The sequence below is a fragment of the Pseudomonas sp. NFX1 genome, assembly GCF_051123555.1.
In the GTDB taxonomy this organism is placed as follows: domain Bacteria; phylum Pseudomonadota; class Gammaproteobacteria; order Pseudomonadales; family Pseudomonadaceae; genus Aquipseudomonas; species Aquipseudomonas capeferrum.
In genome coordinates, this window is the sequence record NZ_CP169366.1 from 4,878,486 (window position 1) to 4,904,902 (window position 26,417).

Here is a 26,417-nt window from a genome sequence, read left to right on the forward strand (position 1 = left end):
GTTCGCGACGCAAGGCCGCTCCTACAGGGGCCGTGTCGTCAGGCTTTGAGCAGGTGCTTCCAGCCGCGGCTCTGATCAACGGCGCGGGCCTGTTCGATACGGGCTTCAAGCAGCTCGTCGGGCTCTTCCGACAGCGGCAGCTCGGCCAGCTCGTGCAGTTTTTTCAGGTCGCCGTACAGGCGGTCCATTTGCGGTGCTTCGAGCACCTGGCGGGCATGGTGCAGCCAGGCCAGCAACTGTTCGATGCGCGGCAGCTGTTCGGCCAGGTCTTCCGGGCGCTGGGTGTACAGCGGCAGCTTCAGCGCACGGCCTTCTTCGCCCAGCAGGTGGGCCATCCAGCTGGCCAGCTGCGCGTTGCCCTGGCGTTCGCCACGGCCTTTGCGCTCGGCGGTCCAGCCACGGGCCAGCAGCCAGCGCGAGGTTTCCAGGGAGAACTGACCCCAACGCACGTCTTCGAGCTCTTCGGCAAACTGCTCGGGCGCGGCGCGGCGGATGTCTTCGTCATCGTTACCGGCCTGCACCAGCGGGCGCCAGTCTTCGAGCAATGCGTCGAGGCTGCTGCGCAGGGCGCGGGTGGACGGGCGTGGCGCCGCCTGGCCCAGGCTGCTGGTCAGTGCGCGCAACTCGGCCAGGCACTCGACCCAGTCCTGCAACAGGCGCCAGTGGCCATTGTGGCGATATTGCTCGGCCAGGCGCTGGCTGCTGGCCAACAGCTGCCAGGCGAGGGCGGCGTAGGCATCGTCCACGGCCATTTCGGCGTCCAGCTCGGTGTGCGGCAGGCCCAGCTCATAGCTCTCGGGCTCCAGCAGGCGGTAGCCACGCTCGGCCTTGCTGATGTCGCAGGGCATCAACGGCAGGCTGGCGGCGAGCTCGGCGGCCAGCTCCAGCAGGGCTTCAGGCGCACCTTCGCGCAGCTCGAGCTCCAGCTCGCAGATTTCTTCCTTGCGCTTGCCGGCGATCACGAAGCCTTGGTCCAGAGCGGCCTCGATCACGACTTTGCTCTTGCCACGGCCCCAGGCAATTTCCGCGAATTCGCGGGTGAAGTCGGTGGTGAACAGCGGCTTGATGGTTTTCTTGTCGAGCGCGGCCAGCTGCTCGGGCCAGCAGGTGGCGTCGAGTTTTTTCAGGTCGAGCTTGACCTTGTCCAGGTGCCACTCGTACTCGTTGCGCTCGGACAGCCCGGCCACGCTTTGGCCACGGCACTTCAAGGTCTGGATGATCGCCTCGCCATCGCGGCGCAGGCGCAGGGCCACGCGGGCAGCGCAAAGGTCACGCTCCGGGGTGTCGAAGTACTGGTTGAGCAGTTCGCGGGTCTGCCAACCGGACTTGTTGCGCTTTTTCAGCAAGGGGTGCTCGCGCAGGGCGGCAAGGGTCTCGCGGCTGGCGCGGAGCTTGAGTTCGGTTTCTTTGTGCATCGCTGGCTCGAAGGAGGGGCTCGTTGGCAACAGAGTCTACAGCAGTCGGCCGCCAACGGTTTATTCCAGACGGCAGATGGTCCTATGATGGGCAACGCTTCCGAGGAGTACGGGCATGCCGTTGCCGACGCTGAAAGACCAGTTTGCCGCTTTGATCGCCGCGCCTTCGGTCAGTTGTACCCAGCCTGCGCTGGACCAGTCCAACCGCCAGGTCATCGACCTGCTGGCCGGCTGGTTGGGCGACCTGGGTTTCACGTGCGACATCCAACAGGTCAGCCCCGGCAAGTTCAACCTGCTGGCGAGCCGTGGCACCGGCCCGGGTGGCCTGGTGCTGGCGGGGCACAGCGATACCGTGCCCTTCGACGAGCAGCTGTGGTCGAGCGACCCGCTGAAGCTGACCGAAATCGATGGCCGTTGGGTCGGCCTGGGCAGCTGCGACATGAAGGGCTTCTTCCCCCTGGTCATCGAGGCCGTGCTGCCGTTGCTGGAGCACGACTTCAAGCAGCCGCTGCTGATTCTCGCCACCTGCGACGAAGAAAGCTCCATGTCCGGCGCCCGCGCCCTGGCCGAGGCCGGCCAGCCTCTGGGTCGCGCAGCGGTGATCGGCGAGCCTACCGGCCTGCGGCCGATCCGCATGCACAAAGGCATCCTCATGGACCGCATCGACATCTTGGGCCGCAGCGGCCATTCGTCGGACCCAAGCCTCGGGCGCAGCGCCATGGAAGCCATGCACGCGGTGATGGGCGAGCTGATGCAGTTACGCGGGCAATGGCAGCAGGCGTACCGCAACCCACAGTTCACCGTGCCTACGCCAACGATGAACTTCGGCTGCATCCATGGCGGCGATAACCCCAACCGCATTTGTGGCCAGTGTGCGCTGGAATTCGACCTGCGGCCGCTGCCGGGGATGGATGCAGAGCAGTTGCGTGCGGCGATTCGCCAGAAGCTGGTACCGCTGGCGGAACGTTTTGAGGTGCGTATCGACTATGCGCCGCTGTTCCCCGAAGTACCCCCGTTCGAGGAGGCTGCGGACGCCGAGCTGGTGCAGGTGGCCGAGCGCCTGACCGGTCATCGCGCCGAAGCGGTAGCGTTCGGCACCGAAGCGCCTTATCTTCAGCAGCTGGGCTGCCAGACCATCGTGCTGGGCCCTGGCGACATCGCCTGTGCCCACCAGCCTGGCGAGTACCTTGAAATGTCACGAATCGAGCCTACCGTGCGTCTATTGCGTGACCTGATCCGGCACTATTGCCTGCACTAAACGTCCATTGAGCTGATTCGTTCCTGCCTAGAGGAGACCGCGCGTGACCGCAAGCCTGTTCCGACGATGATCTTGAACGCCCCCTGTATCGCCGTTCTCCGTCCACTTATCCACAGGCCCTGTCATGCCCGATTACGTCAACTGGCTGCGTCATGCTTCCCCGTACATCAATGCCCATCGCGACTGCACCTTTGTGGTCATGCTCCCCGGCGATGGGGTAGAGCACCCTAATTTCGGCAATATTGTCCACGACCTGGTGCTGCTGCACAGCCTGGGCGTGCGGCTGGTGCTGGTGCATGGCTCGCGCCCGCAGATCGAGAGCCGCCTGGCCGAACGCGGCCTGACTCCGCACTACCACCGCAGCCTGCGCATCACCGATGCGGCCACGCTGGATTGCGTGATCGATGCTGTGGGTGCCCTGCGCCTGGCCATCGAGGCCCGCTTGTCGATGGACATCGCCGCTTCGCCGATGCAAGGCTCGCGCCTGCGCGTGGCGTCCGGCAACCTGGTCACTGCCCGGCCGATCGGTGTGCTCGAAGGCGTGGACTACCACCACACCGGCGAAGTGCGCCGGGTCGACCGCAAAGGCATCAGCCGCTTGCTCGACGAGCGCTCCATCGTGCTGCTGTCGCCGCTGGGGTACTCGCCCACCGGTGAAATCTTCAACCTTGCCTGCGAAGACGTGGCCACCCGCGCGGCCATCGAGCTGGGTGCCGACAAACTGCTGCTGTTCGGCGCCGAGCCGGGGCTGCTGGATGAACAGGGCAAGCTGGTGCGTGAGCTGCGCCCGCAGCAGGTGGCGCCGCATCTGCTGCGCCTGGGCAGCGACTATCAGGGTGAGCTGCTGGATGCTGCCGCCGAGGCCTGCAAGGGCGGCGTGGCGCGCAGCCATATCGTCAGTTATGCCGAAGACGGTGCGCTGCTGACCGAGCTGTTCACCCGCGGGGGTGGCGGTACACTGGTGTCCCAAGAGCAGTTCGAGGTCGTGCGTGAGGCAACCATCGAAGATGTCGGCGGCCTGTTGGAACTGATCAGCCCGCTGGAAGAGCAAGGCATCCTGGTGCGCCGTTCGCGCGAGGTGCTGGAGCGGGAAATCGAGCAGTTCAGCGTGGTCGAGCGCGAGGGCATGATCATCGCGTGTGCGGCGCTGTACCCGATTGCCGATTCCGAGGCGGGGGAGCTGGCGTGCCTGGCGGTGAACCCGGAGTACCGGCATGGTGGGCGCGGCGATGAGCTGCTTGAACGCATCGAGAGCCGGGCACGGCAGATGGGTTTGAATACGTTGTTCGTGCTGACGACGCGCACTGCGCACTGGTTCCGCGAGCGTGGCTTTGCGCCAAGTGGCGTGGAGCGGCTGCCGGCGGCGCGGGCTTCGCTGTACAACTATCAGCGCAATTCGAAGATTTTCGAAAAGTCGCTGTAAGCCTGCCTCGGCCTCAATGAAAAACGCCGCCCTGATGGGCGGCGTTTTCAGTTACACGGTATGCAGGTACCAGTTGTACTCGAGGTCGGAGATCGAATGCTCGAACTCCTCCAGCTCGCTTTCCTTGCACGCGACGAAGATGTCGATGTACTTCGGATCGATGTACTTGTTGAGGATCTCGCTGTCGTCCAGCTCACGCAGGGCATCGCGCAGGTTGTTCGGCAGGCTCTGATCCAGCTGCTCGTACGAGTTGCCTTCGATCGGCGCGCCGGGCTCGACCTTGTTGGTCAGGCCGTGGTGCACGCCGGCCAATACGGCCGCCATCATCAGGTACGGGTTGGCATCGGCGCCGGCTACGCGGTGCTCGAGGCGCACGGCATCGGCAGAGCCGGTCGGCACGCGCAGGGCCACGGTGCGGTTGTCCAGGCCCCAGCTCGGCGCGTTCGGCACATAGAACTGCGCGCCAAAGCGACGGTACGAGTTGACGTTCGGGCAAAGGAACGCCATGGACGCGGGCAGGGTCTCGAGCACACCGCCGACAGCGTGACGTAGCGCGGCGTTCTGCTCGGGATCCTCGCTGGTGAAGATGTTGTTGCCATCTTTGTCCAGCACGGAGATGTGTACGTGCAGGCCGTTGCCTGCCTGGCCCGGGTAGGGCTTGGCCATGAAGGTGGTGTCCATTTCATGGTCGTAGGCGATGTTCTTGATCAAGCGCTTGAGCAGCACCGCGTAGTCACAGGCCTTGAGCGGGTCGGGGACGTGGTGCAGGTTGACTTCGAACTGCGCCGGGGCGCTTTCCTTGACGATGGCGTCGGCCGGAATACCCTGCTCCTTGGCACCCTCGAGGATGTCCTGCAGGCAGTCGGCGTATTCGTCGAGGTCGTCGATCAGGTACACCTGGGTCGACTGTGGGCGCTTGCCCGAGATCGGCGAGCGGGGTGGTTGCGGGCGGCCGTTCACGTTCTCCTGGTCGATCAGGTAGAACTCCAGCTCGAACGCGGCGCAGATGGTCAGGCCCATGTCGTCGAACTTGCTGACAACCTGACGCAACACTTCACGAGGGTCGGCGAAGAAGGGCTCGCCTTCGATCTCGTGCATGGTCATGAGCAGCTGTGCGGTGGGGCGTTTCTGCCACGGCTCGTTGCACAGCGTGTCGGGGATTGGATAGCAGATGCGGTCAGCATCGCCGATGTCCAGGCCAAGCCCAGTGCTCTCGACGGTGGAACCGTTGATGTCCAGGGCGAAGAGGGAGGCCGGCAGGTTGATGCCTTTCTCGTAAACCTTGTGGAGGCTGGTGCGCTCTATGCGCTTGCCGCGCACCACACCATTCATATCTGCAATCAGAAGGTCAACGTAGAGAACCTCAGGATGTTCCTTAAGGAACGCGTTCGCTTCGTTAAGCTGAACGGCACGCGGGGGTACCGACATGATGCAACACCTTTGTTGTTAAAAATATCAATCAAGGGGGGCTTGCAGGACCAGTCAATCGAAAAGCCATACTGATGTCAAGCCAACCCCATGATGCCCTGAAATGGCACATCTACGGCAGATTTGCTGCATATCGGGGCGTGCCATTATCCGCTATTTACCGCTCAAAGGGCTATCTCAAGCTTGCCGTGTTTTATTTTTTACGGAGGTGTTGTGTAAAAAAATGAACAAGGCTAAGCTCGGTCACAACCCAAAACACAATAATACGAGGGTCATATGGTCCGCTTGTCGCGACCTGAAAGCGCTGCCTGCGCAGTGCAGTCGGGTACCCCTGTCGTTCATGAACGCACCGTCAACGGTGTGGCCGCCCTGGCCGCAATAATTGACGCTTGGCGCACTCGGACCTTCCCCCGTAGCGGCGTTGCGCTACTCGATTCGCCTTCCTGCCCTTCAAACTCATTACGGACACGCTTGTTTTCAGTGTATCCACTGTGCTCGTGCGTGGGGGTTTTTGCTTTAGCAATCTTCTCCATCCAGAATCAATGCGCGGACCACCTTACCTCCTGAGGTATTTATGAGTAACAACCTCGACCAGCTCACCGATTGGTTGAAAGAGCACAAGATCACTGAAGTCGAATGCATGATCAGCGACCTCACTGGTATCACGCGCGGCAAGATCTCGCCGACCAACAAGTTCATCGCCGAAAAAGGCATGCGCCTGCCCGAGAGCGTGCTGTTGCAGACCGTGACGGGTGACTACGTCGACGACGACATCTATTACGAACTGCTCGACCCGGCCGACATCGACATGATCTGCCGCCCCGACGAAGACGCCGTGTTCCTGGTGCCCTGGGCCATCGAGCCGACGGCGCAGGTGATCCACGACACCTACGACAAGAAGGGCAACCCGGTCGAACTGTCGCCGCGCAACGTGTTGAAGAAAGTGCTCAAGCTCTACGCCGACAAAGGCTGGCAGCCGATTGTCGCGCCCGAGATGGAGTTCTACCTGACCAAGCGTAGTGAAGACCCGGACTTCCCGCTGCAGCCGCCGGTAGGCCGCTCGGGCCGCCCGGAAACCGGCCGCCAGTCGTTCTCGATCGAAGCCGCCAACGAATTCGACCCGCTGTTCGAGGATGTCTATGACTGGTGCGAACTGCAGAAGCTGGACCTCGACACGCTGATCCACGAAGACGGCACGGCGCAGATGGAAATCAACTTCCGTCACGGCAACGCGCTGCACCTGGCCGACCAGATCCTGGTGTTCAAACGCACCATGCGCGAGGCTGCGCTCAAGCACAACGTGGCCGCCACCTTCATGGCCAAGCCCATGACCGGCGAGCCTGGCAGTGCCATGCACCTGCACCAGAGCGTGATCGACGCGGCCACCGGCAAGAACATCTTCAGTAACGAAGACGGCAGCATGAGCGAGCTGTTCCTGCACCACATCGGTGGCCTGCAGAAGTTCATCCCCGAGGCGCTGCCGCTGTTCGCCCCCAACGTCAACTCGTTCCGCCGCTTCCTGCCCGACACCTCGGCGCCGGTGAACGTCGAGTGGGGCGAGGAAAACCGTACCGTCGGCCTGCGCGTGCCGGATGCCGGGCCGCAAAACCGCCGGGTCGAGAACCGCTTGCCGGGCGCCGATGCCAACCCTTACCTGGCCATCGCCGCCAGCCTGCTGTGCGGCTACATCGGCATGGTCGAAGGCATCGAGGCCAGCGCGCCGGTGCAGGGCCGTGGTTACGAACGCCGCAACCTGCGCCTGCCACTGACCATCGAAGACGCCCTGGAACGCATGGAAGTCAGCCGTGCGCTGGTGCAGTACCTGGGCAAGAAGTTCATCACCGGCTACGTCGCGACCAAACGCGCCGAACACGAAAACTTCAAACGCGTCATCAGTTCCTGGGAACGTGAGTTCCTGCTGTTTGCAGTCTGATCAACCCTGGTGCCGCAGGAGCGCGGCTGTCGGATAACGGAGAAGCACATGAGCGTCAAAAACCCGCAAACCCGTGAATGGCAAACCCTGAGCGGCGAGCACCACCTCGCGCCCTTCAGCGACTACAAACAGCTGAAGGAGAAGGGGCCGCGCATCATCACCAAGGCCCAGGGCGTGCATTTGTGGGACAGCGAGGGCAACAAGATCCTCGACGGCATGGCCGGCCTGTGGTGCGTGGCGGTGGGGTATGGCCGCGAAGAGCTGGTGCAGGCTGCCGAAAAGCAGATGCGCGAGCTGCCGTACTACAACCTGTTCTTCCAGACCGCGCACCCGCCGGCATTGGAACTGGCCAAGGCGATCACCGACGTGGCGCCAGAAGGCATGAGCCATGTGTTCTTCACCGGCTCCGGCTCCGAAGGCAACGACACCGTGCTGCGCATGGTCCGTCACTACTGGGCACTGAAGGGTAAACCGCACAAGCAGACCATCATCGGCCGCATCAACGGCTACCACGGTTCCACCTTCGCCGGTGCGTGCCTGGGTGGCATGAGTGGCATGCACGAGCAGGGCGGCCTGCCGATCCCGGGTATCGTGCACATCCCGCAGCCGTACTGGTTCGGTGAGGGCGGTGACATGAGCCCGGACGCGTTCGGGGTGTGGGCTGCCGAGCAACTGGAGAAGAAAATCCTCGAAGTCGGCGAAGACAACGTCGCGGCCTTCATCGCCGAGCCGATCCAGGGCGCGGGCGGGGTGATCATCCCGCCAGAAACGTACTGGCCGAAGGTCAAGGAGATCCTCGCCAAGTACGACATCCTGTTCGTTGCCGACGAAGTCATCTGCGGCTTCGGCCGTACTGGCGAGTGGTTCGGCTCCGACTACTACGACCTCAAGCCCGACCTGATGACCATCGCCAAGGGCCTGACCTCCGGTTACATCCCCATGGGCGGTGTGATCGTGCGTGACACTGTGGCCAAGGTGATCAGCGAAGGCGGCGATTTCAACCACGGCTTCACCTATTCGGGCCACCCGGTAGCGGCCGCGGTAGGCCTGGAAAACCTGCGCATCCTGCGCGACGAGCACATTGTCGAGCAGGCACGCAACGAAGCGGCACCGTATTTGCAAAAGCGTTTGCGTGAGCTGCAAGACCACCCGCTGGTAGGTGAAGTGCGCGGCCTGGGCCTGCTCGGCGCGATCGAGCTGGTCAAGGACAAGGCGACCCGCAGCCGTTACGAAGGCAAGGGCGTGGGCATGATCTGCCGCAACTTCTGCTTCGAGAACGGCCTGATCATGCGTGCGGTGGGTGACACCATGATCATCGCGCCACCGCTGGTGATCAGCCATGCAGAGATCGACGAGCTGGTGGAAAAGGCACGCAAGTGCCTGGACTTGACCCTCGAAGCGATCAGATGAGCACCTGCTAGGCTAGCGTTGTGACATTAGTTGGTTACAAGGGGCTGCTTTCCTTGAAACAGCGCCTTGTAACTTGCCAGACTAGCGACTGTTTCAGTCGCCCAGCGCGTGTACTGCGGGACCTGGCAGCTGAACGGATGGCTAATCAAAAAAATCTGGAGCATGACGCATGAAGAAAATGGGCAAGACGTTGCTGGCCGCCGCCCTGATGGGTGCCATGGCGACCGCTGTTCAGGCTGATGACAAAGTACTGCACGTGTACAACTGGTCGGACTACATCGCCCCGGACACCGTGGCCAATTTCGAGAAAGAGACCGGCATTAAGGTCGTCTATGACGTCTTCGACAGCAACGAGACCCTCGAAGCCAAGTTGCTGGCAGGCAAGTCGGGCTATGACATCGTCGTGCCGTCCAACAACTTCCTGGCCAAGCAGATCAAGGCGGGTGTCTACCAGGAGCTGGACCGCTCCAAGCTGCCAAGCTGGAAAAACCTCGACCCAGCCCTGCTCAAGGCTGTTGGCGATGCCAGCGACCCCGGCAACAAATTCGCCTTCCCCTACATGTGGGGCTCCATCGGTATCGGTTACAACCCAGAGAAGGTCAAGGCCGCGCTGGGCGTCGACAAGATCGAATCGTGGGACGTCGTGTTCAAGCCTGAGAACATCGAAAAACTCAAAAGCTGTGGCGTGAGCTTCCTCGATGCACCGACCGAGATGATCCCGGCCGCGTTGCACTTCCTGGGCAAGCCGAGCGACAGCACCAAGAAAGAAGACCTGAAAGCCGCGGAAGATCTGTTCCTGAAGATTCGTCCGTCGATCACCTACTTCCATTCCTCCAAGTACATCTCTGACCTCGCCAACGGCAACATCTGCGTGGCAGTGGGTTACTCGGGTGACCTGGAGCAGTCCAAGGCCCGTGCCCACGAGGCCGGCGACAAGGTCAAGCTGAGCTATGTCATTCCGAAGGAAGGTGCCGGCACCTTCTATGACATGGTCGCCATTCCGAAAGACGCCGAAAACGTCGAAGCTGCCTACAAGTTCATGGAATACCTGCTGCAGCCGAAAGTGATGGCCGCCATCACCAACGCCGTGCGTTTCCCGAATGGCAACATGGCGGCGACCGAGTTCGTCGACAAGGACATCACCAGCGACCCGGCCATCTACCCGTCTGATGCAGTGAAGGCGCAACTGTACGCCATCAAAGCGCCAGAGAAGGCTGCCCAGCGCGACATCACCCGCAGCTGGACCAAGATCAAGTCGGGCAAGTAAGCCCGATGCGAGGCTCTCTGGGCCGGGGACTCCCGGCCCAGAGGCAGTGAAAGGCAATTGATGATTGCGGCATCGAAGCTGCGAAGGTAAGTTGCGCGCCGGTTTTGCGTGTGCGGCCACATTGCCGCTACCCATGCACTGATTGTGAGGACCACCCACTTGTCTATTTCTGTATTACGCAAGGCCTTGATGGCTGGAGCGGGCCTGACGCTGGCATGCAGCGTCCAAGCGGCGCCTACGGTGCATTTCTATAACTGGTCCGATTACATCGGCCCAACCACACTCGCGGATTTCGAGAAGGCAACGGGTATCAAGCCCGTGCAGGACGTTTTCGACTCCAACGAAACACTGGAAGGCAAGCTGCTGGCCGGTAACACCGGTTATGACGTCGTCGTGCCGTCCAACCATTTCCTCGGCAAGCAGATCAAGGCGGGCGCGTTCCAGAAGCTCGACAAGAACCTGCTGCCCAATTATGCCAACCTGGACCCGGCGCTGATGAAGCGCCTCGAGAAGAATGACCCAGGCAACCTGTACGCCGTGCCTTACCTGTGGGGCACCAACGGCATTGGTTACAACGTAGAAAAGGTCAAGGCTGCGCTGGGCGTCGACACTATCGATTCCTGGGCTGTGTTGTTCGAACCCGAGAACATGAAAAAGCTCTCCACGTGTGGTGTTGCCTTCCTCGACTCGGCGGACGAAATGCTCCCGGCGGTGCTCAACTACATGGGGCTGGACCCCAACAGCAGCAACCCCGACGACTATAAAAAGGCCGAGAAGAAGCTGCTGGCGGTACGCCCGTACGTGACCTATTTCCACTCGTCCAAGTACATCACCGACCTGGCCAACGGCGACATTTGCGTCGCGGCAGGCTTCTCGGGCGATATCTTCCAGGCCAAGGCCCGCGCGGAAGAAGCCAAGAAGGGTGTGAACCTGGCTTATGCGATTCCCAAGGAAGGCGGCAACCTCTGGTTCGATGTACTGGCGATCCCCAAGGACGCCAAGAACGTCAAAGAGGCCCATGCCTTCATCAACTATTTGCTGAAACCTGAGGTTATCGCCCAGGTCAGTGATTACGTCGGTTACGCCAACCCGAACCCCAAGGCTGGCGACCTGATGGACCAGGCCGTGAGGACTGACGCCGCGGTTTACCCACCGCAGGAAGTGCTGGACAAGATGTTCGTCAACGCTGAGTTGCCACCCAAGGTGCAACGTCTGATGACCCGTAGCTGGACCAAGGTCAAGTCGGGCAAGTAACAATCCAGGCCCGCCGCGGCCCCCTGCAGAACAGGTTGCGCGGGCACACAAATCTTGTTGGGAGTTTCACTCATGGCAGTTGCCTCCGGTGCCTATAAGAAAGCCCTCGAGGGTGGCCAGCAACCCAAGCAGGTGCTGGTCAAGATCGACCGGGTCACGAAAAAGTTCGACGAAACGGTAGCTGTGGACGATGTGTCCCTGGAAATCCGCAAAGGCGAGATCTTCGCCTTGCTGGGTGGCTCCGGTTCCGGCAAATCGACCTTGCTGCGTATGCTGGCCGGTTTCGAACGGCCGAGCGAAGGGCGGATCCTGCTCGACGGCGTCGACATCACCGACATGCCGCCCTACGAGCGGCCGATCAACATGATGTTCCAGTCCTACGCGCTGTTCCCGCACATGACCGTGGCGCAGAACATCGCCTTCGGCCTGCAGCAGGACAAGTTGCCCAAGGCCGACGTCGACGCCCGCGTGGCCGAGATGCTCAAGCTGGTGCACATGACCCAGTACGCCAAGCGCAAGCCACACCAGCTTTCTGGCGGCCAGCGCCAGCGTGTGGCCCTGGCCCGCTCGCTGGCCAAACGGCCGAAGCTGCTGTTGCTCGATGAGCCGATGGGCGCCCTGGACAAGAAGCTGCGTTCGCAGATGCAGCTGGAGCTGGTGGAGATCATCGAGCGCGTGGGTGTGACCTGCGTGATGGTGACCCACGACCAGGAAGAGGCCATGACCATGGCCCAGCGCATCGCCATCATGCACCTGGGCTGGATCGCCCAGATCGGCTCGCCGGTGGACATCTACGAGACCCCGACCAGCCGCCTGGTGTGCGAATTCATCGGCAACGTCAACCTTTTCGAAGGTGATGTGGTCGACGACGCCGAAGGCCACGCGATCATTGCCAGCCCTGAGCTGGAGCGCAAGATCTACGTCGGCCACGGCATCACCACGTCGGTCGAAGACAAACACATCACCTACGCGCTGCGCCCGGAAAAAATGCTGGTCACTACCCAGCAGCCGACCTGCGAGCACAACTGGTCGCGCGGCAAGGTCCACGACATTGCCTACCTGGGCGGCCACTCGGTGTTCTACGTCGAGCTGCCGAGCGGCAAGATCGTCCAGTCGTTCGTGGCCAACGCCGAGCGCCAGGGCACGCGTCCGACCTGGGGCGATGAAGTGTACGTGTGGTGGGAAGACGACAGCGGCGTGGTACTGCGGTCATGAAACTGCGCAAGCTCAAGCGAGCCTTCCAGCGCTTGATCCCGGAGGGGCGGCACTTGGTGATCGGCGTGCCGTTCATCTGGCTGTTCCTGTTCTTCATGCTGCCGTTCTTCATCGTGTTGAAGATCAGCTTTGCCGAAGCCGACGTGGCGATCCCGCCGTATACCGAGATCTACAGCTACGTCGAAGACAAGATCCAGTTGGTGCTCAACCTGGCCAACTACGGGCTGTTGACCGAGGACGAGCTGTACATCTCGGCCTACCTCGGCTCGTTGAAGATGGCCTTCATCAGCACCCTGCTGTGCCTGTTGATCGGCTACCCGATGGCCTATTCCATCGCCAATGCCCGCAAAGAGTCGCAGACCGTGCTGCTGTTACTGATCATGATGCCGACCTGGACGGCGATCCTGATCCGCGTCTACGCCTGGATGGGTATCCTCAGCAACAACGGGCTGCTCAACAGCTTCCTGATGTGGCTGGGGCTGATCGACCAGCCGTTGCAGATCCTCAACACCAACCTGGCGGTGTATATCGGCGTGGTCTACTCGTACCTGCCGTTCATGATCCTGCCGCTGTACGCCAACCTGGTGAAGCATGACCCGAGCCTGTTGGAAGCTGCATCGGACCTGGGTTCGAGCACCTTCAACAGCTTCTGGAAGATCACCGTGCCGCTGTCCAAGAACGGCATCATCGCCGGCTGCATGCTGGTGTTTATCCCGGTGGTGGGTGAGTTCGTGATCCCGGAACTGCTGGGGGGCCCGGAAACCCTGATGATCGGTAAGGTGCTGTGGCAAGAGTTCTTCAACAACCGTGACTGGCCGGTGGCGTCCGCGCTGGCGGTGGTGATGCTGGCGATCCTGATCGTGCCCATCCTGCTGTTCAACCGCAGCCAGGCCAAAGAGATGGAGGGCAGGGCATGAAGCGTTTCAGTTTCTCCAAGCTGATGCTGGTGCTCGGCTTGCTGTTCATCTACCTGCCGATGCTGATCCTGGTGATCTACTCGTTCAACGCCTCCAAGCTGGTGACGGTGTGGGGTGGCTGGTCGGTGAAGTGGTACGTCGGCTTGCTCGACAACACCCAGTTGATGGGGTCGGTGATGCGCTCGCTGGAAATCGCCTGCTACACGGCGGTGGCGGCAGTGGCGTTGGGTACCCTGGCGGCCTTCGTGCTGACCCGGGTCACTCGCTTCAAGGGCCGTACGCTGTTCGGTGGTCTGGTTACCGCGCCGCTGGTCATGCCTGAAGTGATCACCGGTCTGTCGCTGTTGCTGCTGTTCGTGGCCATGGCGCAGATGATTGGCTGGCCGCAGGAGCGTGGCATCGTCACCATCTGGATCGCCCACACCACGTTCTGTGCGGCGTATGTGGCGGTGGTGGTGTCGGCGCGGCTGCGTGAGCTGGACCTGTCGATCGAGGAAGCGGCGATGGACCTGGGTGCCAAGCCGTGGAAGGTGTTCTTCCTGATCACCATCCCGATGATCGCGCCTTCGCTGGCGGCGGGCGGCATGATGTCGTTCGCGCTGTCGCTGGACGACCTGGTGCTGGCCAGCTTCGTGTCCGGGCCTGGCTCGACTACCTTGCCGATGGAAGTGTTCTCGGCGGTGCGCCTGGGCGTGAAGCCTGAGATCAACGCTGTGGCCAGCTTGATCCTGCTGTCGGTGTCGCTGGTGACCTTCATGGTCTGGTTCTTCAGCCGCCGTGCTGAAGAGCGTCGTCGCAAGGCGATTCAGCAGGCGATCGAAGAAGGTGCTGCGGCGAACGTGTCGCAGCCACAGGTCAAGCGCCCGACGGCTGCTGCAGCGTCCGCCTGACCCGGTTTGGGGCCGCTTCGCGGCCCTTTGCGGTATGGCAGAGACGTGGGTGGGCCCTGGATGGGGTTGCCGATATTTCTGCGTTGTTCATGAGATCGAGCGCCGCGCGGGCGGCGCTCGATCTGCGCAACACCTCAACAATCAAGGCGTACTCTTGCCCGCCCTGACGCGTCCCCAATTGCATTCACACCTCAATCCGGCCAATGCCAAGCCGGCTCATCGAGCATCCCCTGCCCGACGATCACTGTCTGCCCCAACTCTTTCGTCAGCCTTATGGCATTGCAGCCCTCATCCTCTTCCAGCGCCGCCACCAACCGCGGGGCATGCGATACCACCCACACCTGGCACTGCTGCGAAGCCCGCCGGATCAGCCGCGCCAGCGCCGGTAGCAAGTCGGGGTGCAAGCTGGTCTCCGGTTCGTTGAGCACCATCATGCTCGGTGGACGGGGCGTCAGCAGGGCTGCCACCAGCAGCAGGTAACGCAAGGTGCCGTCTGACAGCTCGGCGGCACTCAACGGCCGCAACAGCCCTGCCTGCTGAAAGCGCAGGCTGAACAAGCCACCCGGTGTCGCCTCGATGCCCACCTGTGAGCCAGGGAAGGCATCGCTGACCGCCGCCTGCAGCGCATCGAAATCGCCGATCTCCTTGATGGTCTGCAACGCCGCCGCCAGGTCACGGCCATCGTGGTGCAGCACAGGCGTGCGGGTGCCAAGGCGCGCTTGGCGTGCCGGTGCCTCGGGGTCGGTACGGAAGTGATCATAGAACCGCCAGCTGCGGATCTGCTCTCGCAGGTGCAGCACTTCAGGTGAGCCCTGCACGCTACCAACCTGGTCGAACAGGCTGTCGAACTCGGTCATGTGCTGGCTCATGACCTGCCACTGGCGCCCCTCGCGGGCGCGCACCATGGCAGCGCTGCGCTCCACCAGCAGGCTGGCGGGGCGGCAGACCGGGCCCGCCCAGATCGCTTCATGCTTGATCTGCGGGTCCAGGGAAAACTTCGACTGGCTTGGCTCCGGCAGCCCAAGGCCAATGGCATAACCGAAATCTTCATCGGTGAAGCCCATTTTCAGGCGCCGTACCTGCTGGCGCGGCCCACCTTGCACCGGCACCTCGCCCTTGAGCATGCGCCGGCTGAGTTTTTCTGGCCCGGCATGGAACGTGGACTCCAGCCCACCCTCGGCCGCCAAGGCATTGACCACCCCGCCGCGCGCTGTCTCGGCCAGCAGGCGCAGGGCCTTGTACAGGTTGGACTTGCCGCTGCCATTGGCGCCGGTAATCAGGTTCAGCCGACCCAGCGGCATCACCAGCTGGTTGATCGAGCGGTAGTTGGCAATGGCCAGAGTCGTGAGCATGGGGCGCTTCCGTGTGCGGGCGAACAGGCAGTATCGCTGTTTGCTGAACCCTGAACTACGCTAACAGTCGCATTCCTCGAACCATTTGCGCGCAAGCAAGGAGCCCGCATGACGTTGAGGCGTCTTCTGTCGGTCGTCTGCCTGGGGTTGCTGTTCATGTTGTCGGGGTGCGAGAGGGAAGTCTCGAGCCCGGAACTGCCTCGGGTCGGCGTGCTACAAGTACAACCCACTGACTTCGCTGCCAGGGTCACCCTGACCGGCGACGTGCAGGCACGGGTACAAACCGATTTGTCGTTCCGTGTGGGCGGCAAGATCATTTCACGCAGCGTCGATGTGGGCGATCACGTCAAGGCCAACCAGGTACTGGCGCGGCTTGACCCCAAAGACCTGCAGAACAACGTCGACTCGGCCAAGGCTGAAGTGTTCGCCGCCCAGGCGCGTGTGACACAGACGGCCGCCGCCTTCGTGCGCCAGCAAAAACTGTTGCCCAAAGGCTATACCAGCCAGAGCGAGTACGACTCTGCAGAAGCGGCGCTGCGCAGCAACCAGAGCGCGCTCAAGGCCGCTCAGGCACAGCTGGCCAATGCCCGGGAGCAGTTGAGCTATACCGCGCTGGTGTCCGAGGCCGATGGCGTGATCACCGAGCGCCAGGCCGAAGTCGGCCAGGTGGTGCAGGCGACCATGCCGATCTTCGGCCTGGCCCGCGATGGCGACCGCGACGCGGTGTTCAACGTCTATGAATCGCTGCTGGTGGCGCCGCCAAGCGATGCCGGAGTGGTCGTCAGCCTGCTCGATGACCCCAGGGTTCAGGCCCAGGGTTTTGTCCGCGAAATCACCCCGACGGTGTCGGCGCAGAGCGGCACGGTGCAGGTCAAGGTGGCCTTGCTCAACGTGCCGCCGGGCATGCAATTGGGCTCGCCGGTCACCGCCACGGCCAATGCTCAGGGGCGACCGAGCATCGAGTTACCTTGGGCGGCACTGACCAAGGCCTTGCATGAGCCGGCAGTGTGGGTGGTGGGCGAGGGCGACAAGGTCGAGCTGCGCAAAGTGCAGGTCACGCGCTACCTCACCGGCAAGGTCGTCGTCGCCCAAGGCATCAAAGGTGGCGAAACGGTTGTGGTCAGCGGTGGTCAGCTCTTGCATCCGGGCATGCAGGTTGAAAAAGTCGATGCTCAGGATGGAGGCGCCGCGCCATGAAACGTCTAATGCTGATAGGCGCGGCAGGGCTGTTGTTGAGCGCCTGTGGCAGTGAAGAACAGCAACCCGAAGCCGTGCGCCCTGTGCTGTCGACCTTGGTCGAAGCCCAGGCGCAGTCGCAACTGGGCCGCTTCGCCGGCGCAATCCAGGCGCGCTTCGAAAGTACCCTGGGTTTTCGCGTCTCCGGGCGCATCGCCCGGCGTTGGCTGGATGTCGGCGCCCAGGTGAAACCCGGCGATACCTTGGCCACCCTTGACCCGACCGACCAGCAGAATCAGCTGCGCGCGGCCGAGGGCGACCTGGCCAGGGTTCAGGCGCAGTGGATCAACGCCCAGGCCAACGCACGTCGTCAGCAGCAGCTGTATGACCGCGGCGTCGGCGCCCAGGCCCAGCTGGATATTGCCCAGACTGACCTGAAAACCACCGGTGCCAGCCTGGAACAGGCCCGCTCGGCGGTCAGCCAGGCTCGCGATCAGCTCGACTACAGCACCCTGCGCAGCGACCATGCGGCCGTGATCACCGCCTGGCAGGCCGAAGCCGGGCAGACCGTCACGGCCGGTCAGGCCGTGGTCACCCTGGCCCGACCAGACGTCAAGGAAGCGGTCATCGACTTGCCCATAAACATTGCCGAAGCATTGACCAAGGACCTTACGTTCACCGTTGCCTCGCAGCTGGATACCAGCATCAACACCACCGCCACCCTGCGTGAGCTGGAGCCCCAGGCCGACGCTGCCACGCGCACCCGGCGTGCCCGGCTGACCCTGGCCAGCACCCCGGATGCGTTCCACCTGGGCACGGCGATCAGCGTGACCCTGACCTCGGCGATCACCCCGCGCAGTGAACTGCCCCTGAGCGCGCTGCTCGAGCGTGATGGCAAGACCCAGGTCTGGGTGATCGACCCCCAACAGAAAACAGTCGCCACCCGTGACGTCACGCTGACCGAGCGCACCAGCGACAGCTTCTTGTTGAGCGCCGGCGTACAACCCGGCGAGCGCGTGGTTACCGCTGGCGTGAACAGCCTCAAGCCCGGCCAGAAAGTTACCTTCGACGAGGACGCGCAATGAAAGGAAGCTTCAACCTGTCCGAATGGGCGCTGCGCCACCAGTCCTTCGTCTGGTACCTGATGTTCGTCGGTTTGTTGATGGGGATTTTTTCCTATTTCAACCTGGGCCGTGAGGAAGACCCGTCGTTCACCATCAAGACCATGGTGATCCAGACCCGCTGGCCGGGTGCGACGCAGGACGAGACCCTTTACCAGGTCACCGACCGCATCGAGAAGAAGCTCGAAGAGCTCGACTCCCTCGACTACACCAAAAGTTACACACGCCCCGGCGAGTCCACCGTCTACGTCTACCTGCGCGACACCACCAAGGCCGCCGACATCCCGGACATCTGGTATCAGGTGCGCAAGAAGATCCAGGACATTCGCGGCGAATTCCCCCAAGGCATCCAGGGGCCGGGCTTCAACGACGAATTCGGCGACGTATTTGGCTCCATCTACGCCTTTACCGCCGATGGCCTGACCCTGCGCCAGCTGCGTGACTACGTGGAGCAGGCCCGGGCCGAAGTGCGTGAAGTACCCAATATCGGCAAGATCGAACTGGTCGGCACCCAGGACGAAGTGCTGTACCTGAAGTTCTCCACCCGCAAGCTGGCGGCACTGGGCATCGACCAGCGCCAAGTCATGCAGGCGCTGCAGCAACAGAACGCGGTGACCCCGGCCGGGGTGATCGAAGCCGGGCCAGAGCGCATCTCGGTACGTACTACCGGGCAGTTCGCCTCCGAGAAAGATCTGCAGACCGTCAACCTGCGGATCAATGACCGCTTCTTCCGCCTGGCCGATATTGCCGATATCGAGCGCGGCTACGTCGACCCGCCTTCGCCGATGTTCCGCTACAACGGCCAGACTGCCATTGGCCTGGCGATCGGCATGAAAGCCGGCGGCAACATTCAAGTGTTCGGCGCTGCGCTGAAGCAGAAGATGGACAGCATCGTCAGCGACCTGCCAGTGGGCGTGGGTGTGCACACCGTGTCCGACCAGTCGGTGGTGGTCAAGGACGCGGTGGGCGGCTTTACCAGCGCCTTGTTCGAGGCGGTGGTGATCGTGCTGGCGGTGAGCTTCGTCAGCCTGGGCGTGCGCGCCGGGCTGGTGGTGGCCTGCTCGATCCCGCTGGTGCTGGCCATGGTCTTTGTGTTCATGGAATACAGCGGCATCACCATGCAGCGGATCTCGCTGGGTGCGCTGATCATCGCCCTGGGGCTGCTGGTGGACGATGCGATGATTACCGTCGAGGTGATGGTCACACGGCTGGAAATGGGCGAGAGCAAGGAGCAGGCGGCCACCTTTGCCTATACCTCCACGGCATTCCCCATGCTCACCGGCACCTTGGTGACCGTGGCCGGCTTCGTGCCGATCGGCCTCAACGCCAGTTCTGCCGGCGAGTACACCTATACCCTGTTCGCAGTGATCGCCGTGGCACTGATCGTGTCCTGGGTGGTGGCGGTGTTCTTTGCGCCGGTGCTGGGCGTGCACATCCTCAAGATTGACAAGCTCAAGGCCCACGACGCCGAGCCTGGCCGGTTAGGGCGGGCGTTCGAAGGCGGTTTGCTGTGGTGTATGCGCAACAGATGGCTGACCATCATCGGCACCATCGTACTGTTCGTCCTGGCGTTGTTCTGCATGCGCTTCGTGCAAAATCAGTTCTTCCCGTCGTCCGATCGCCCGGAAATCCTCGTCGATCTCAACTTGCCGCAAAACGCCTCGATCGAGGAGACGCGCAAGGTGGTCGACCGCCTGGAGGCGAGAATCAAGGACGACCCGGACCTGGTGCGCTGGAGCACCTATATCGGCCAGGGCGCAATCCGCTTCTACCTGCCCCTGGACCAGCAACTGCAGAACCCGTACTACGCCCAGCTGGTCATCGTCAGCAAAGGCTTCGAGGAGCGTGCGGGCATGATGGCGCGCCTGCAGAAACTGCTGCATGAAGAGTTCGTCGGCATCGGCACCAACGTGCAGTCGCTGGAGATGGGCCCGCCGGTGGGCCGGCCGATCCAGTACCGCGTCAGCGGCAAGGACATCGACCAGGTGCGCAAGCATGCGATCGACCTGGCCACGCTGCTGGATGCCAACGAGCACATTGGCGAGATGATCTACGACTGGAACGAGCCCGGTAAGGTGCTGCGAATCGAAATCGCCCAGGACAAGGCACGCCAGCTGGGGCTGTCGTCCGAAGACGTGGCGAACGTGATGAACAGCATCGTCAGCGGCGCACCGGTGACCGAGGTCAACGACAATATCTACCTGGTGGACGTGGTCGCCCGTGCCGTGGACAGCGAGCGGGGCTCGCCGGACACACTGCAGAACCTGCAGATCGTCACCCCAAGTGGCACCTCGATACCGCTGCTGGCCTTCGCCACCGTGCGCTACGAACTGGAGCAGCCGCTGGTGTGGCGCCGTGACCGCAAGCCGACCATCACCATCAAGGCCTCGGTCAACGGCGACATCCAGCCCACCGACCTGGTGGCCCAACTGAAGCCGAAGATCGATGAATTCGCCAGCCAGTTGCCGGTCGGCTACGAAGTGGCCACGGGCGGTACGGTGGAGGAGAGCGGCAAGGCCCAAGGCCCGATCGCCAAGGTCATCCCGCTGATGCTGTTCCTCATGGCGACCTTCCTGATGATCCAGCTGCACAGCGTGCAGAAGCTGTTCCTGGTGGTCAGCGTGGCGCCGCTGGGGCTGATCGGTGTGGTGTTGGCGCTGGTGCCGACCGGTACGCCGATGGGCTTTGTGGCGATTCTCGGGATTCTCGCCCTGGCCGGCATCATCATTCGCAACTCGGTGATCCTGGTGACCCAGATCGACGAGTTCGAAGCGCAGGGGTTCTCGCCATGGGATGCGGTGGTGGAGGCCACCAACCACCGGCGGCGGCCGATCCTGTTGACTGCGGCGGCAGCCAGCCTGGGCATGATCCCCATTGCCCGAGAGGTGTTCTGGGGGCCGATGGCCTACGCCATGATCGGCGGCATCATCGTCGCGACGTTGCTGACCTTGCTGTTCCTGCCGGCCCTGTATGTGGCCTGGTACAAGATCCGCGAGCCGCAAAAACAAAACTGACGCGCATCATCGAACCCTGTGGGCGCGGCTAAACCCGCGCCCGCAGGGTCTTTTTAAAATGGTTATATAAACATTCTTAAACAGTATTTTTAAGAATATCCGCGCCTCACTACTATTGCCCTCAAGCCAGGCGCAAACCCCCCTTCAAACCTCTGCCCGGCACCCTCACTCCAAGGAGAACGAGCATGAGTGCATCTCTGCGTAGCATCGACGGTCAGGACGAAGCCACCATTCTGCGTGAGATCCAGAGCGCCTTGCGCGATCTGCGCTTCGGTGCGGTGGAGATTACCGTGCACAACGCTCAAGTCGTCCAGATCGAGCGCAAGGAGAAGTTCCGCCTGCAACAGCCCGGCAACAAGTCCGGCTGATCGCGCCACACCTTCAAAAAATTAGAAAAATGCCAATCGGGAGCTTCACCATGTCCATCCGCCGTTATGCGCTCGCCGCCCTGGCCAGTGCTGTTTTTGCCGGTTCCGCAATCGCCAAGGACTACGAACTGCTGAACGTGTCCTATGACCCGACCCGTGAGCTGTACCAACAGTACAACGCCGAATTCATCAAGCACTGGCAGCAGTCCCACCCGGACGACAAGGTGAAGATCCAGCAATCCCACGGTGGCTCGGGCAAACAGGGCCGTGCCGTGATCGATGGCCTGCGCGCCGACGTGGTGACCCTGGCCCTGGCCGGCGACATCGACGAAATCGCCAAGCTCGGCAAGACCCTGCCGGACAACTGGCAGACCCGCCTGCCGGACGCCAGCACCCCGTACACCTCGACCATCGTGTTCCTGGTGCGCAAGGGCAACCCGAAAGGCATCAAGGACTGGGGCGATCTGATCAAAAAAGACGTTTCGGTCATCACCCCGAACCCGAAAACCTCCGGCGGCGCACGCTGGAACTTCCTTGCCGCCTGGGCCTACGGCTTGAAGACCGGTGGTAGCGAAGACAAGGCCAAGGCCTATGTGCAGGAGCTGTTCAAGCACGTGCCAGTGCTGGATACCGGCGCCCGTGGCTCGACCATCACCTTCGTCAACAACGGCCAGGGCGACGTCCTGCTGGCCTGGGAAAACGAGGCCTTCCTGGCGCTGAAGGAAGACGGGGGCGCCGACAAGTTCGAAATCGTCGTGCCTTCGCTGTCGATCCTGGCCGAGCCACCGGTGGCCGTGGTCGACAAGAACGCCGAGAAGAAGGGCAATACCGCAATTGCCACCGAATACCTCAAGCACCTGTACAGCCCGGCTGGCCAGAAGATTGCCGCCGAGAACTTCTACCGCCCACGTGACGAGAAGGTGGCTGCCGAATTCGGCAAGCAATTCCCGAAACTGGACCTGGTAACCATCGACAAGGACTTCGGTGGCTGGAAAACTGCACAACCGAAGTTCTTCAACGACGGCGGTGTGTTCGACCAGATCTATCAGGCCCAGTAATTCTGCGCCTGCGGGAGCAACACCCTTCAGTAGCCTGCACGGGCCCGGCTTAACCGCCGGGCTTCGTGCGTTCAACCAGGGATATTTATGTCACGTCGTATTTCCCCCGTCATACCCGGCTTCGGGCTGACGCTGGGCTACACCTTGGTGTACCTCAGCCTGATTGTGCTGATACCGCTGGCCGCGATGTTCGTGCATGCCGCGCAGCTGACCTGGGAGCAGTTCTGGACCATCATCAGCGCGCCGCGGGTGATCGCCGCGCTCAAGCTGAGTTTCGGCACCGCCCTGTTCGCCGCCATCATCAATGGCGTGATCGGCACCCTGCTGGCCTGGGTGCTGGTGCGCTATACCTTCCCCGGGCGCAAGATCATCGACGCGATGATCGACCTGCCATTCGCCCTGCCGACTGCCGTTGCCGGTATCGCCCTGACTGCCCTGTACGCTCCGGCGGGCTGGGTCGGCCAGTTCGCCACCGACCTGGGCTTCAAGATTGCCTATACGCCGCTGGGTATCACCCTGGCGCTCACCTTCGTCACACTGCCATTCGTGGTGCGCACGGTGCAGCCGGTACTGGCCGACATCCCCCGTGAAGTGGAAGAGGCCGCCGCCTGCCTGGGCGCGAAACCGCTGCAGGTGTTCCGCCATGTACTGGCGCCAGCACTGCTGCCCGCCTGGCTGACCGGTTTTGCCCTGGCCTTCGCCCGCGGGGTGGGTGAGTATGGTTCGGTGATCTTCATTGCCGGCAACATGCCGATGAAGACCGAGATCCTGCCGCTGCTGATCATGGTCAAGCTCGACCAGTACGACTACACCGGCGCGACCGCCATCGGCGTGTTGATGCTGCTGGTTTCCTTCATTCTGCTGCTGCTGATCAACCTGCTGCAGCGCCGTATCGAAACCCCTTGAAGGAGGCCGGCTATGTCTAGTTCATCCCTGAGCGCTACTGCCGCCGCCAATGCTGCCCGGCGTGGCAGCGCCACCTCGCGGCGTATTCTGATCGGCCTTGGCTGGCTGGTGTTCGCGCTGTTCCTGCTGCTGCCGCTGGTGATCGTGGTGTCGCAGGCTTTGAAGAACGGGTTTGGCACCTTCTTCGAAGCGATTTTCGAGCCTGATGCGCTGTCTGCGCTCAGGCTGACCTTGCTGGCGGTGGCCATTTCGGTACCGCTGAACCTGGTGTTCGGCGTCAGCGCCGCGTGGTGCGTAAGCAAGTACACCTTCCGCGGCAAGAGCGTGCTGGTCACCCTGATCGACCTGCCGTTCTCGGTGTCGCCGGTGATCGCCGGCCTGGTCTACGTGCTGATGTTCGGTGCCCAAGGCTTCTTCGGGCCATGGCTGCAGGACCACGATATCCAGATCGTCTTTGCCTTACCGGGCATCGTGTTGGCCACCATCTTCGTCACCGTGCCGTTCGTGGCCCGTGAACTGATCCCGCTGATGCAGGAGCAGGGCACCCAGGAAGAAGAGGCCGCGCGCCTGCTCGGTGCCAATGGCTGGCAGATGTTCTGGCACGTGACCCTGCCGAACATAAAGTGGGGCCTCATCTACGGCGTGGTGCTGTGTACCGCGCGAGCCATGGGTGAGTTCGGCGCGGTGTCGGTGGTGTCGGGCCATATCCGCGGCGTCACCAACACCTTGCCGCTGCACGTGGAGATCCTCTACAACGAGTACAACCACGTCGCGGCCTTCAGCGTGGCCAGCCTGTTGCTGATCCTGGCGCTCTTCATCCTGCTGCTCAAGCAGTGGAGCGAGAACCGTATTAACCGCCTGCGCCACAGCGCTGCGGAGGAATAATTCATGTCGATCGAAGTTCGTAACGTCAGCAAGCGCTTCAACAGCTTCCAGGCCCTGGACAACATCAACCTGGATATCCACAGCGGTGAGCTGGTGGCCTTGCTCGGCCCGTCCGGCTGCGGCAAGACCACCCTGCTGCGCATCATCGCCGGGCTGGAAACGCCGGATGACGGCAGCATCGTGTTCCACGGCGAGGATGTGTCCGGCCACGACGTGCGTGATCGCAACGTCGGGTTCGTGTTCCAGCATTACGCGCTGTTCCGCCACATGAGCGTGTTCGACAACGTCGCTTTCGGCCTGCGCATGAAGCCCAAAGGCGAACGCCCGAGCGAGAGCAAAATTGCCGAGAAAGTGCATGAGCTGCTGAACATGGTGCAGCTCGACTGGCTCTCCGACCGTTACCCCGAGCAGCTTTCAGGTGGCCAGCGCCAGCGTATTGCCCTGGCTCGCGCCCTGGCGGTGGAGCCCAAGGTGCTGTTGCTCGACGAGCCGTTCGGTGCCCTGGATGCCAAGGTGCGTAAAGAGCTGCGCCGCTGGTTGGCGCGCCTGCACGAGGACATCAACCTGACCTCGGTGTTCGTGACCCATGACCAGGAAGAGGCCATGGAAGTGGCGGACCGCATCGTGGTGATGAACAAGGGCGTGATCGAGCAGATCGGTTCGCCGGGTGAGGTGTACGAGCAGCCGGCCAACGACTTCGTTTATCACTTCCTGGGTGACTCCAACCGCCTGGCCTTGAGCGAAGGGAACCATGTGCTGTTCCGCCCGCACGAGGTGTCGCTGTCGCGGCATGAGACCGAGGGGCATCACGCCGCCGAGGTGCGCGACATTCGCCCGCTGGGTGCGACGACCCGGGTGACCTTGAAGGTGGAAGGGCAGAGCGAGCTGATCGAAGCTGAGGTGGTCAAGGACCACGATAGCCTGACTGGCCTGGCGCGGGGGGAGACGCTGTTCTTCAGGCCGAAGGTCTGGCAGAAGGTGGCGGACATCTGATCTGTCAGTGAACGAAGAACCCGGGCATGGTCCCGGGTTTTTTATGCCTGATGGATTGCTGAGGCTGCGAAGCTCTCGCGACAATCTGATGCCTAACGCGAATATTTTATATGCCCTGAATGCATCGTCTTTTTCTGACGCCTCTACAGCCCTTGAGGCGCGAGGCTTTGCCAGAGAACATACTTTTTAATATTCAATATGGTTCTAACCATAATTTTAAACATTACTTTAAGAGATAAGCCTCTGGCCCCGATGATTCAGCCACACACCTGAATCGAGACCCCAGGAGTTTGATCAATGGGTAATGTCCAGACGGCCGTCAGGGCCTACGACCAGCCATGGCGCCCGGCATCCGGCGACCTGGTCGAGCTTGGACGCACGCTTCGTCTTCCGCTTGGCCAGCAGCGCCTGCAACGCACGCCTGCCAGCGGCCTGAAGCGCCGCGACAAGCTGGCGTTGGCGTTGCTGGTGCTGGCGCTGCATGGCGCCGCCGCCTACTGGGTCAGCCAGGCACCGACGCCTGAGCTGCCAGTGGTGCCGCCGCAGGTGCCGCCCATGACCATCGAGTTCGCCGCGCCTGCGCCGCCCGTGGTCGAGCCGCCACCCCCCGCCCCCGCACCGCCGGTGGTCGAGCCACCACCACCGCCGCCGGTAGTCGACGAGCTGGCAACCAAGCCCAAGCCCAAGCCAAAACCGGTGCCCAAGCCTGTGGTCAAGCAGCCACCCAAGCCGCAGCCGAAACCGGTCGAGGCACCGCCGCCTGCACCGGTGGCAGCCCCCGCGCCGCCAGCCCCCGCGCCACCCGCGCCGGCCCCGGTGACGCCGGCTTCGGCCAACGCTGCGTATTTGAAGAACCCGGCGCCGGAGTATCCGCAGATGGCTCAGCGCCGCGGTTGGGAAGGCACCGTGCTGCTGCGTGTCGAGGTACTGCCCAGCGGCAAGCCAGGGCAGATCCAGGTGCAGAAGAGCAGCGGCCGCGATGCCCTGGACGCCGCTGCGCTGGCGGCGGTCAAGCGCTGGAGCTTCGTCCCTGCCAAGCAAGGCGACGTGGCCCAGACCGGCTGGGTCAGTGTGCCGATCGACTTCAAGCTTCGATAACTCTTTTCAACGCATCAGCAGAACATAGGAAGACAT

The 26,417-nt window shown here is 62.4% G+C and carries 21 protein-coding genes; 18 read left to right on the forward strand and 3 right to left on the reverse strand.

Annotation, left to right across the window (positions count from 1 at the left end; all coding sequences use genetic code 11):
• Positions 1-38: 38 nt before the first annotated feature.
• Positions 39-1,415, reverse strand: coding sequence for an inorganic triphosphatase (locus DJ563_RS21995; protein WP_274097831.1), 1,377 nt, complete (start codon positions 1,413-1,415; stop codon positions 39-41).
• Positions 1,416-1,530: 115 nt separating this feature from the next.
• Here DJ563_RS21995 and argE point away from each other — a divergent pair, with 115 nt between their 5' ends.
• Entirely contained in the window at positions 1,531-2,673 is a 1,143-nt protein-coding gene (argE, locus tag DJ563_RS22000) for an acetylornithine deacetylase (protein WP_274097832.1), read from the forward strand.
• 124 nt (positions 2,674-2,797) lie between these two features.
• The gene (gene argA, locus DJ563_RS22005) at positions 2,798-4,096 is read left to right on the forward strand and encodes an amino-acid N-acetyltransferase (RefSeq protein ID WP_033702141.1); all 1,299 of its coding nucleotides are present in this window, start codon (positions 2,798-2,800) and stop codon (positions 4,094-4,096) included.
• A gap of 51 nt (positions 4,097-4,147) precedes the next feature.
• Here the strand turns inward: argA and DJ563_RS22010 are convergent, their stop codons facing one another.
• Positions 4,148-5,524: a glutamine synthetase family protein gene (locus DJ563_RS22010; protein ID WP_033702140.1), complete on the reverse strand. Its 1,377-nt coding sequence runs from the start codon at positions 5,522-5,524 to the stop codon at positions 4,148-4,150.
• Between the two features lie 574 nt (positions 5,525-6,098).
• Here DJ563_RS22010 and DJ563_RS22015 point away from each other — a divergent pair.
• From DJ563_RS22015 to DJ563_RS22045, 7 genes are all read left to right on the forward strand, one after another.
• Positions 6,099-7,457, forward strand: coding sequence for a glutamine synthetase family protein (locus DJ563_RS22015; RefSeq protein WP_033702137.1), 1,359 nt, complete (start codon positions 6,099-6,101; stop codon positions 7,455-7,457).
• A 48-nt stretch (positions 7,458-7,505) separates the two neighbouring features.
• Positions 7,506-8,867, forward strand: coding sequence for an aspartate aminotransferase family protein (locus DJ563_RS22020; protein WP_033702135.1), 1,362 nt, complete (start codon positions 7,506-7,508; stop codon positions 8,865-8,867).
• Positions 8,868-9,036: 169 nt separating this feature from the next.
• Positions 9,037-10,134, forward strand: coding sequence for a polyamine ABC transporter substrate-binding protein (locus DJ563_RS22025; protein ID WP_047582109.1), 1,098 nt, complete (start codon positions 9,037-9,039; stop codon positions 10,132-10,134).
• A gap of 159 nt (positions 10,135-10,293) precedes the next feature.
• The gene (locus tag DJ563_RS22030; protein ID WP_274097833.1) at positions 10,294-11,388 is read left to right on the forward strand and encodes a polyamine ABC transporter substrate-binding protein; all 1,095 of its coding nucleotides are present in this window, start codon (positions 10,294-10,296) and stop codon (positions 11,386-11,388) included.
• A 72-nt stretch (positions 11,389-11,460) separates the two neighbouring features.
• The gene (gene potA / locus DJ563_RS22035; RefSeq protein WP_033702130.1) at positions 11,461-12,603 is read left to right on the forward strand and encodes a polyamine ABC transporter ATP-binding protein; all 1,143 of its coding nucleotides are present in this window, start codon (positions 11,461-11,463) and stop codon (positions 12,601-12,603) included.
• A gap of 35 nt (positions 12,604-12,638) precedes the next feature.
• Complete coding sequence (locus DJ563_RS22040; protein ID WP_177326479.1) at positions 12,639-13,520, forward strand: ABC transporter permease subunit; 882 nt, start codon at positions 12,639-12,641, stop codon at positions 13,518-13,520.
• Complete coding sequence (locus DJ563_RS22045; protein WP_033702126.1) at positions 13,517-14,410, forward strand: ABC transporter permease subunit; 894 nt, start codon at positions 13,517-13,519, stop codon at positions 14,408-14,410. The genes DJ563_RS22040 and DJ563_RS22045 overlap by 4 nt, the downstream gene beginning before the upstream one ends.
• A 191-nt stretch (positions 14,411-14,601) precedes the next feature.
• On the opposite strand, the gene DJ563_RS22050 is transcribed toward DJ563_RS22045, so the two are convergent.
• On the reverse strand, positions 14,602-15,762 hold the full coding sequence (locus tag DJ563_RS22050) for an AAA family ATPase (protein ID WP_274100195.1): 1,161 nt from the start codon (positions 15,760-15,762) through the stop codon (positions 14,602-14,604).
• A 108-nt stretch (positions 15,763-15,870) separates the two neighbouring features.
• Between DJ563_RS22050 and DJ563_RS22055 the strand changes: the two genes are divergently transcribed.
• From DJ563_RS22055 to DJ563_RS22095, 9 genes are all read left to right on the forward strand, one after another.
• Positions 15,871-16,959 carry an efflux RND transporter periplasmic adaptor subunit gene (locus tag DJ563_RS22055; protein ID WP_434518327.1) on the forward strand — a complete coding sequence of 363 codons (1,089 nt, stop codon included), beginning with the start codon at positions 15,871-15,873 and terminating at the stop codon, positions 16,957-16,959.
• Positions 16,956-18,023 (forward strand): efflux RND transporter periplasmic adaptor subunit, encoded by a 1,068-nt coding sequence (locus DJ563_RS22060; RefSeq protein ID WP_274100197.1) that lies wholly within the window; start codon positions 16,956-16,958, stop codon positions 18,021-18,023. Before DJ563_RS22055 ends, DJ563_RS22060 begins: the two co-directional genes overlap by 4 nt.
• Positions 18,020-21,073: an efflux RND transporter permease subunit gene (locus DJ563_RS22065; RefSeq protein WP_186664672.1), complete on the forward strand. Its 3,054-nt coding sequence runs from the start codon at positions 18,020-18,022 to the stop codon at positions 21,071-21,073. The genes DJ563_RS22060 and DJ563_RS22065 overlap by 4 nt, the downstream gene beginning before the upstream one ends.
• 185 nt (positions 21,074-21,258) lie before the next feature.
• Positions 21,259-21,441: a sulfur starvation response protein OscA gene (gene oscA, locus DJ563_RS22070; RefSeq protein ID WP_016489716.1), complete on the forward strand. Its 183-nt coding sequence runs from the start codon at positions 21,259-21,261 to the stop codon at positions 21,439-21,441.
• Between the two features lie 50 nt (positions 21,442-21,491).
• Complete coding sequence (locus DJ563_RS22075) at positions 21,492-22,499, forward strand: sulfate ABC transporter substrate-binding protein (RefSeq protein WP_033702118.1); 1,008 nt, start codon at positions 21,492-21,494, stop codon at positions 22,497-22,499.
• 87 nt (positions 22,500-22,586) lie between these two features.
• Positions 22,587-23,405 (forward strand): sulfate ABC transporter permease subunit CysT, encoded by an 819-nt coding sequence (gene cysT / locus DJ563_RS22080; protein ID WP_434518328.1) that lies wholly within the window; start codon positions 22,587-22,589, stop codon positions 23,403-23,405.
• A 12-nt stretch (positions 23,406-23,417) separates the two neighbouring features.
• Positions 23,418-24,290: a sulfate ABC transporter permease subunit CysW gene (cysW, locus tag DJ563_RS22085; RefSeq protein ID WP_033702114.1), complete on the forward strand. Its 873-nt coding sequence runs from the start codon at positions 23,418-23,420 to the stop codon at positions 24,288-24,290.
• Positions 24,291-24,293: 3 nt separating this feature from the next.
• Positions 24,294-25,283 (forward strand): sulfate/molybdate ABC transporter ATP-binding protein, encoded by a 990-nt coding sequence (locus DJ563_RS22090; RefSeq protein ID WP_033702112.1) that lies wholly within the window; start codon positions 24,294-24,296, stop codon positions 25,281-25,283.
• Between the two features lie 297 nt (positions 25,284-25,580).
• Positions 25,581-26,381, forward strand: a complete 801-nt coding sequence (locus DJ563_RS22095; RefSeq protein ID WP_434518329.1) for an energy transducer TonB — start codon at positions 25,581-25,583, stop codon at positions 26,379-26,381.
• Positions 26,382-26,417: the final 36 nt, after the last annotated feature.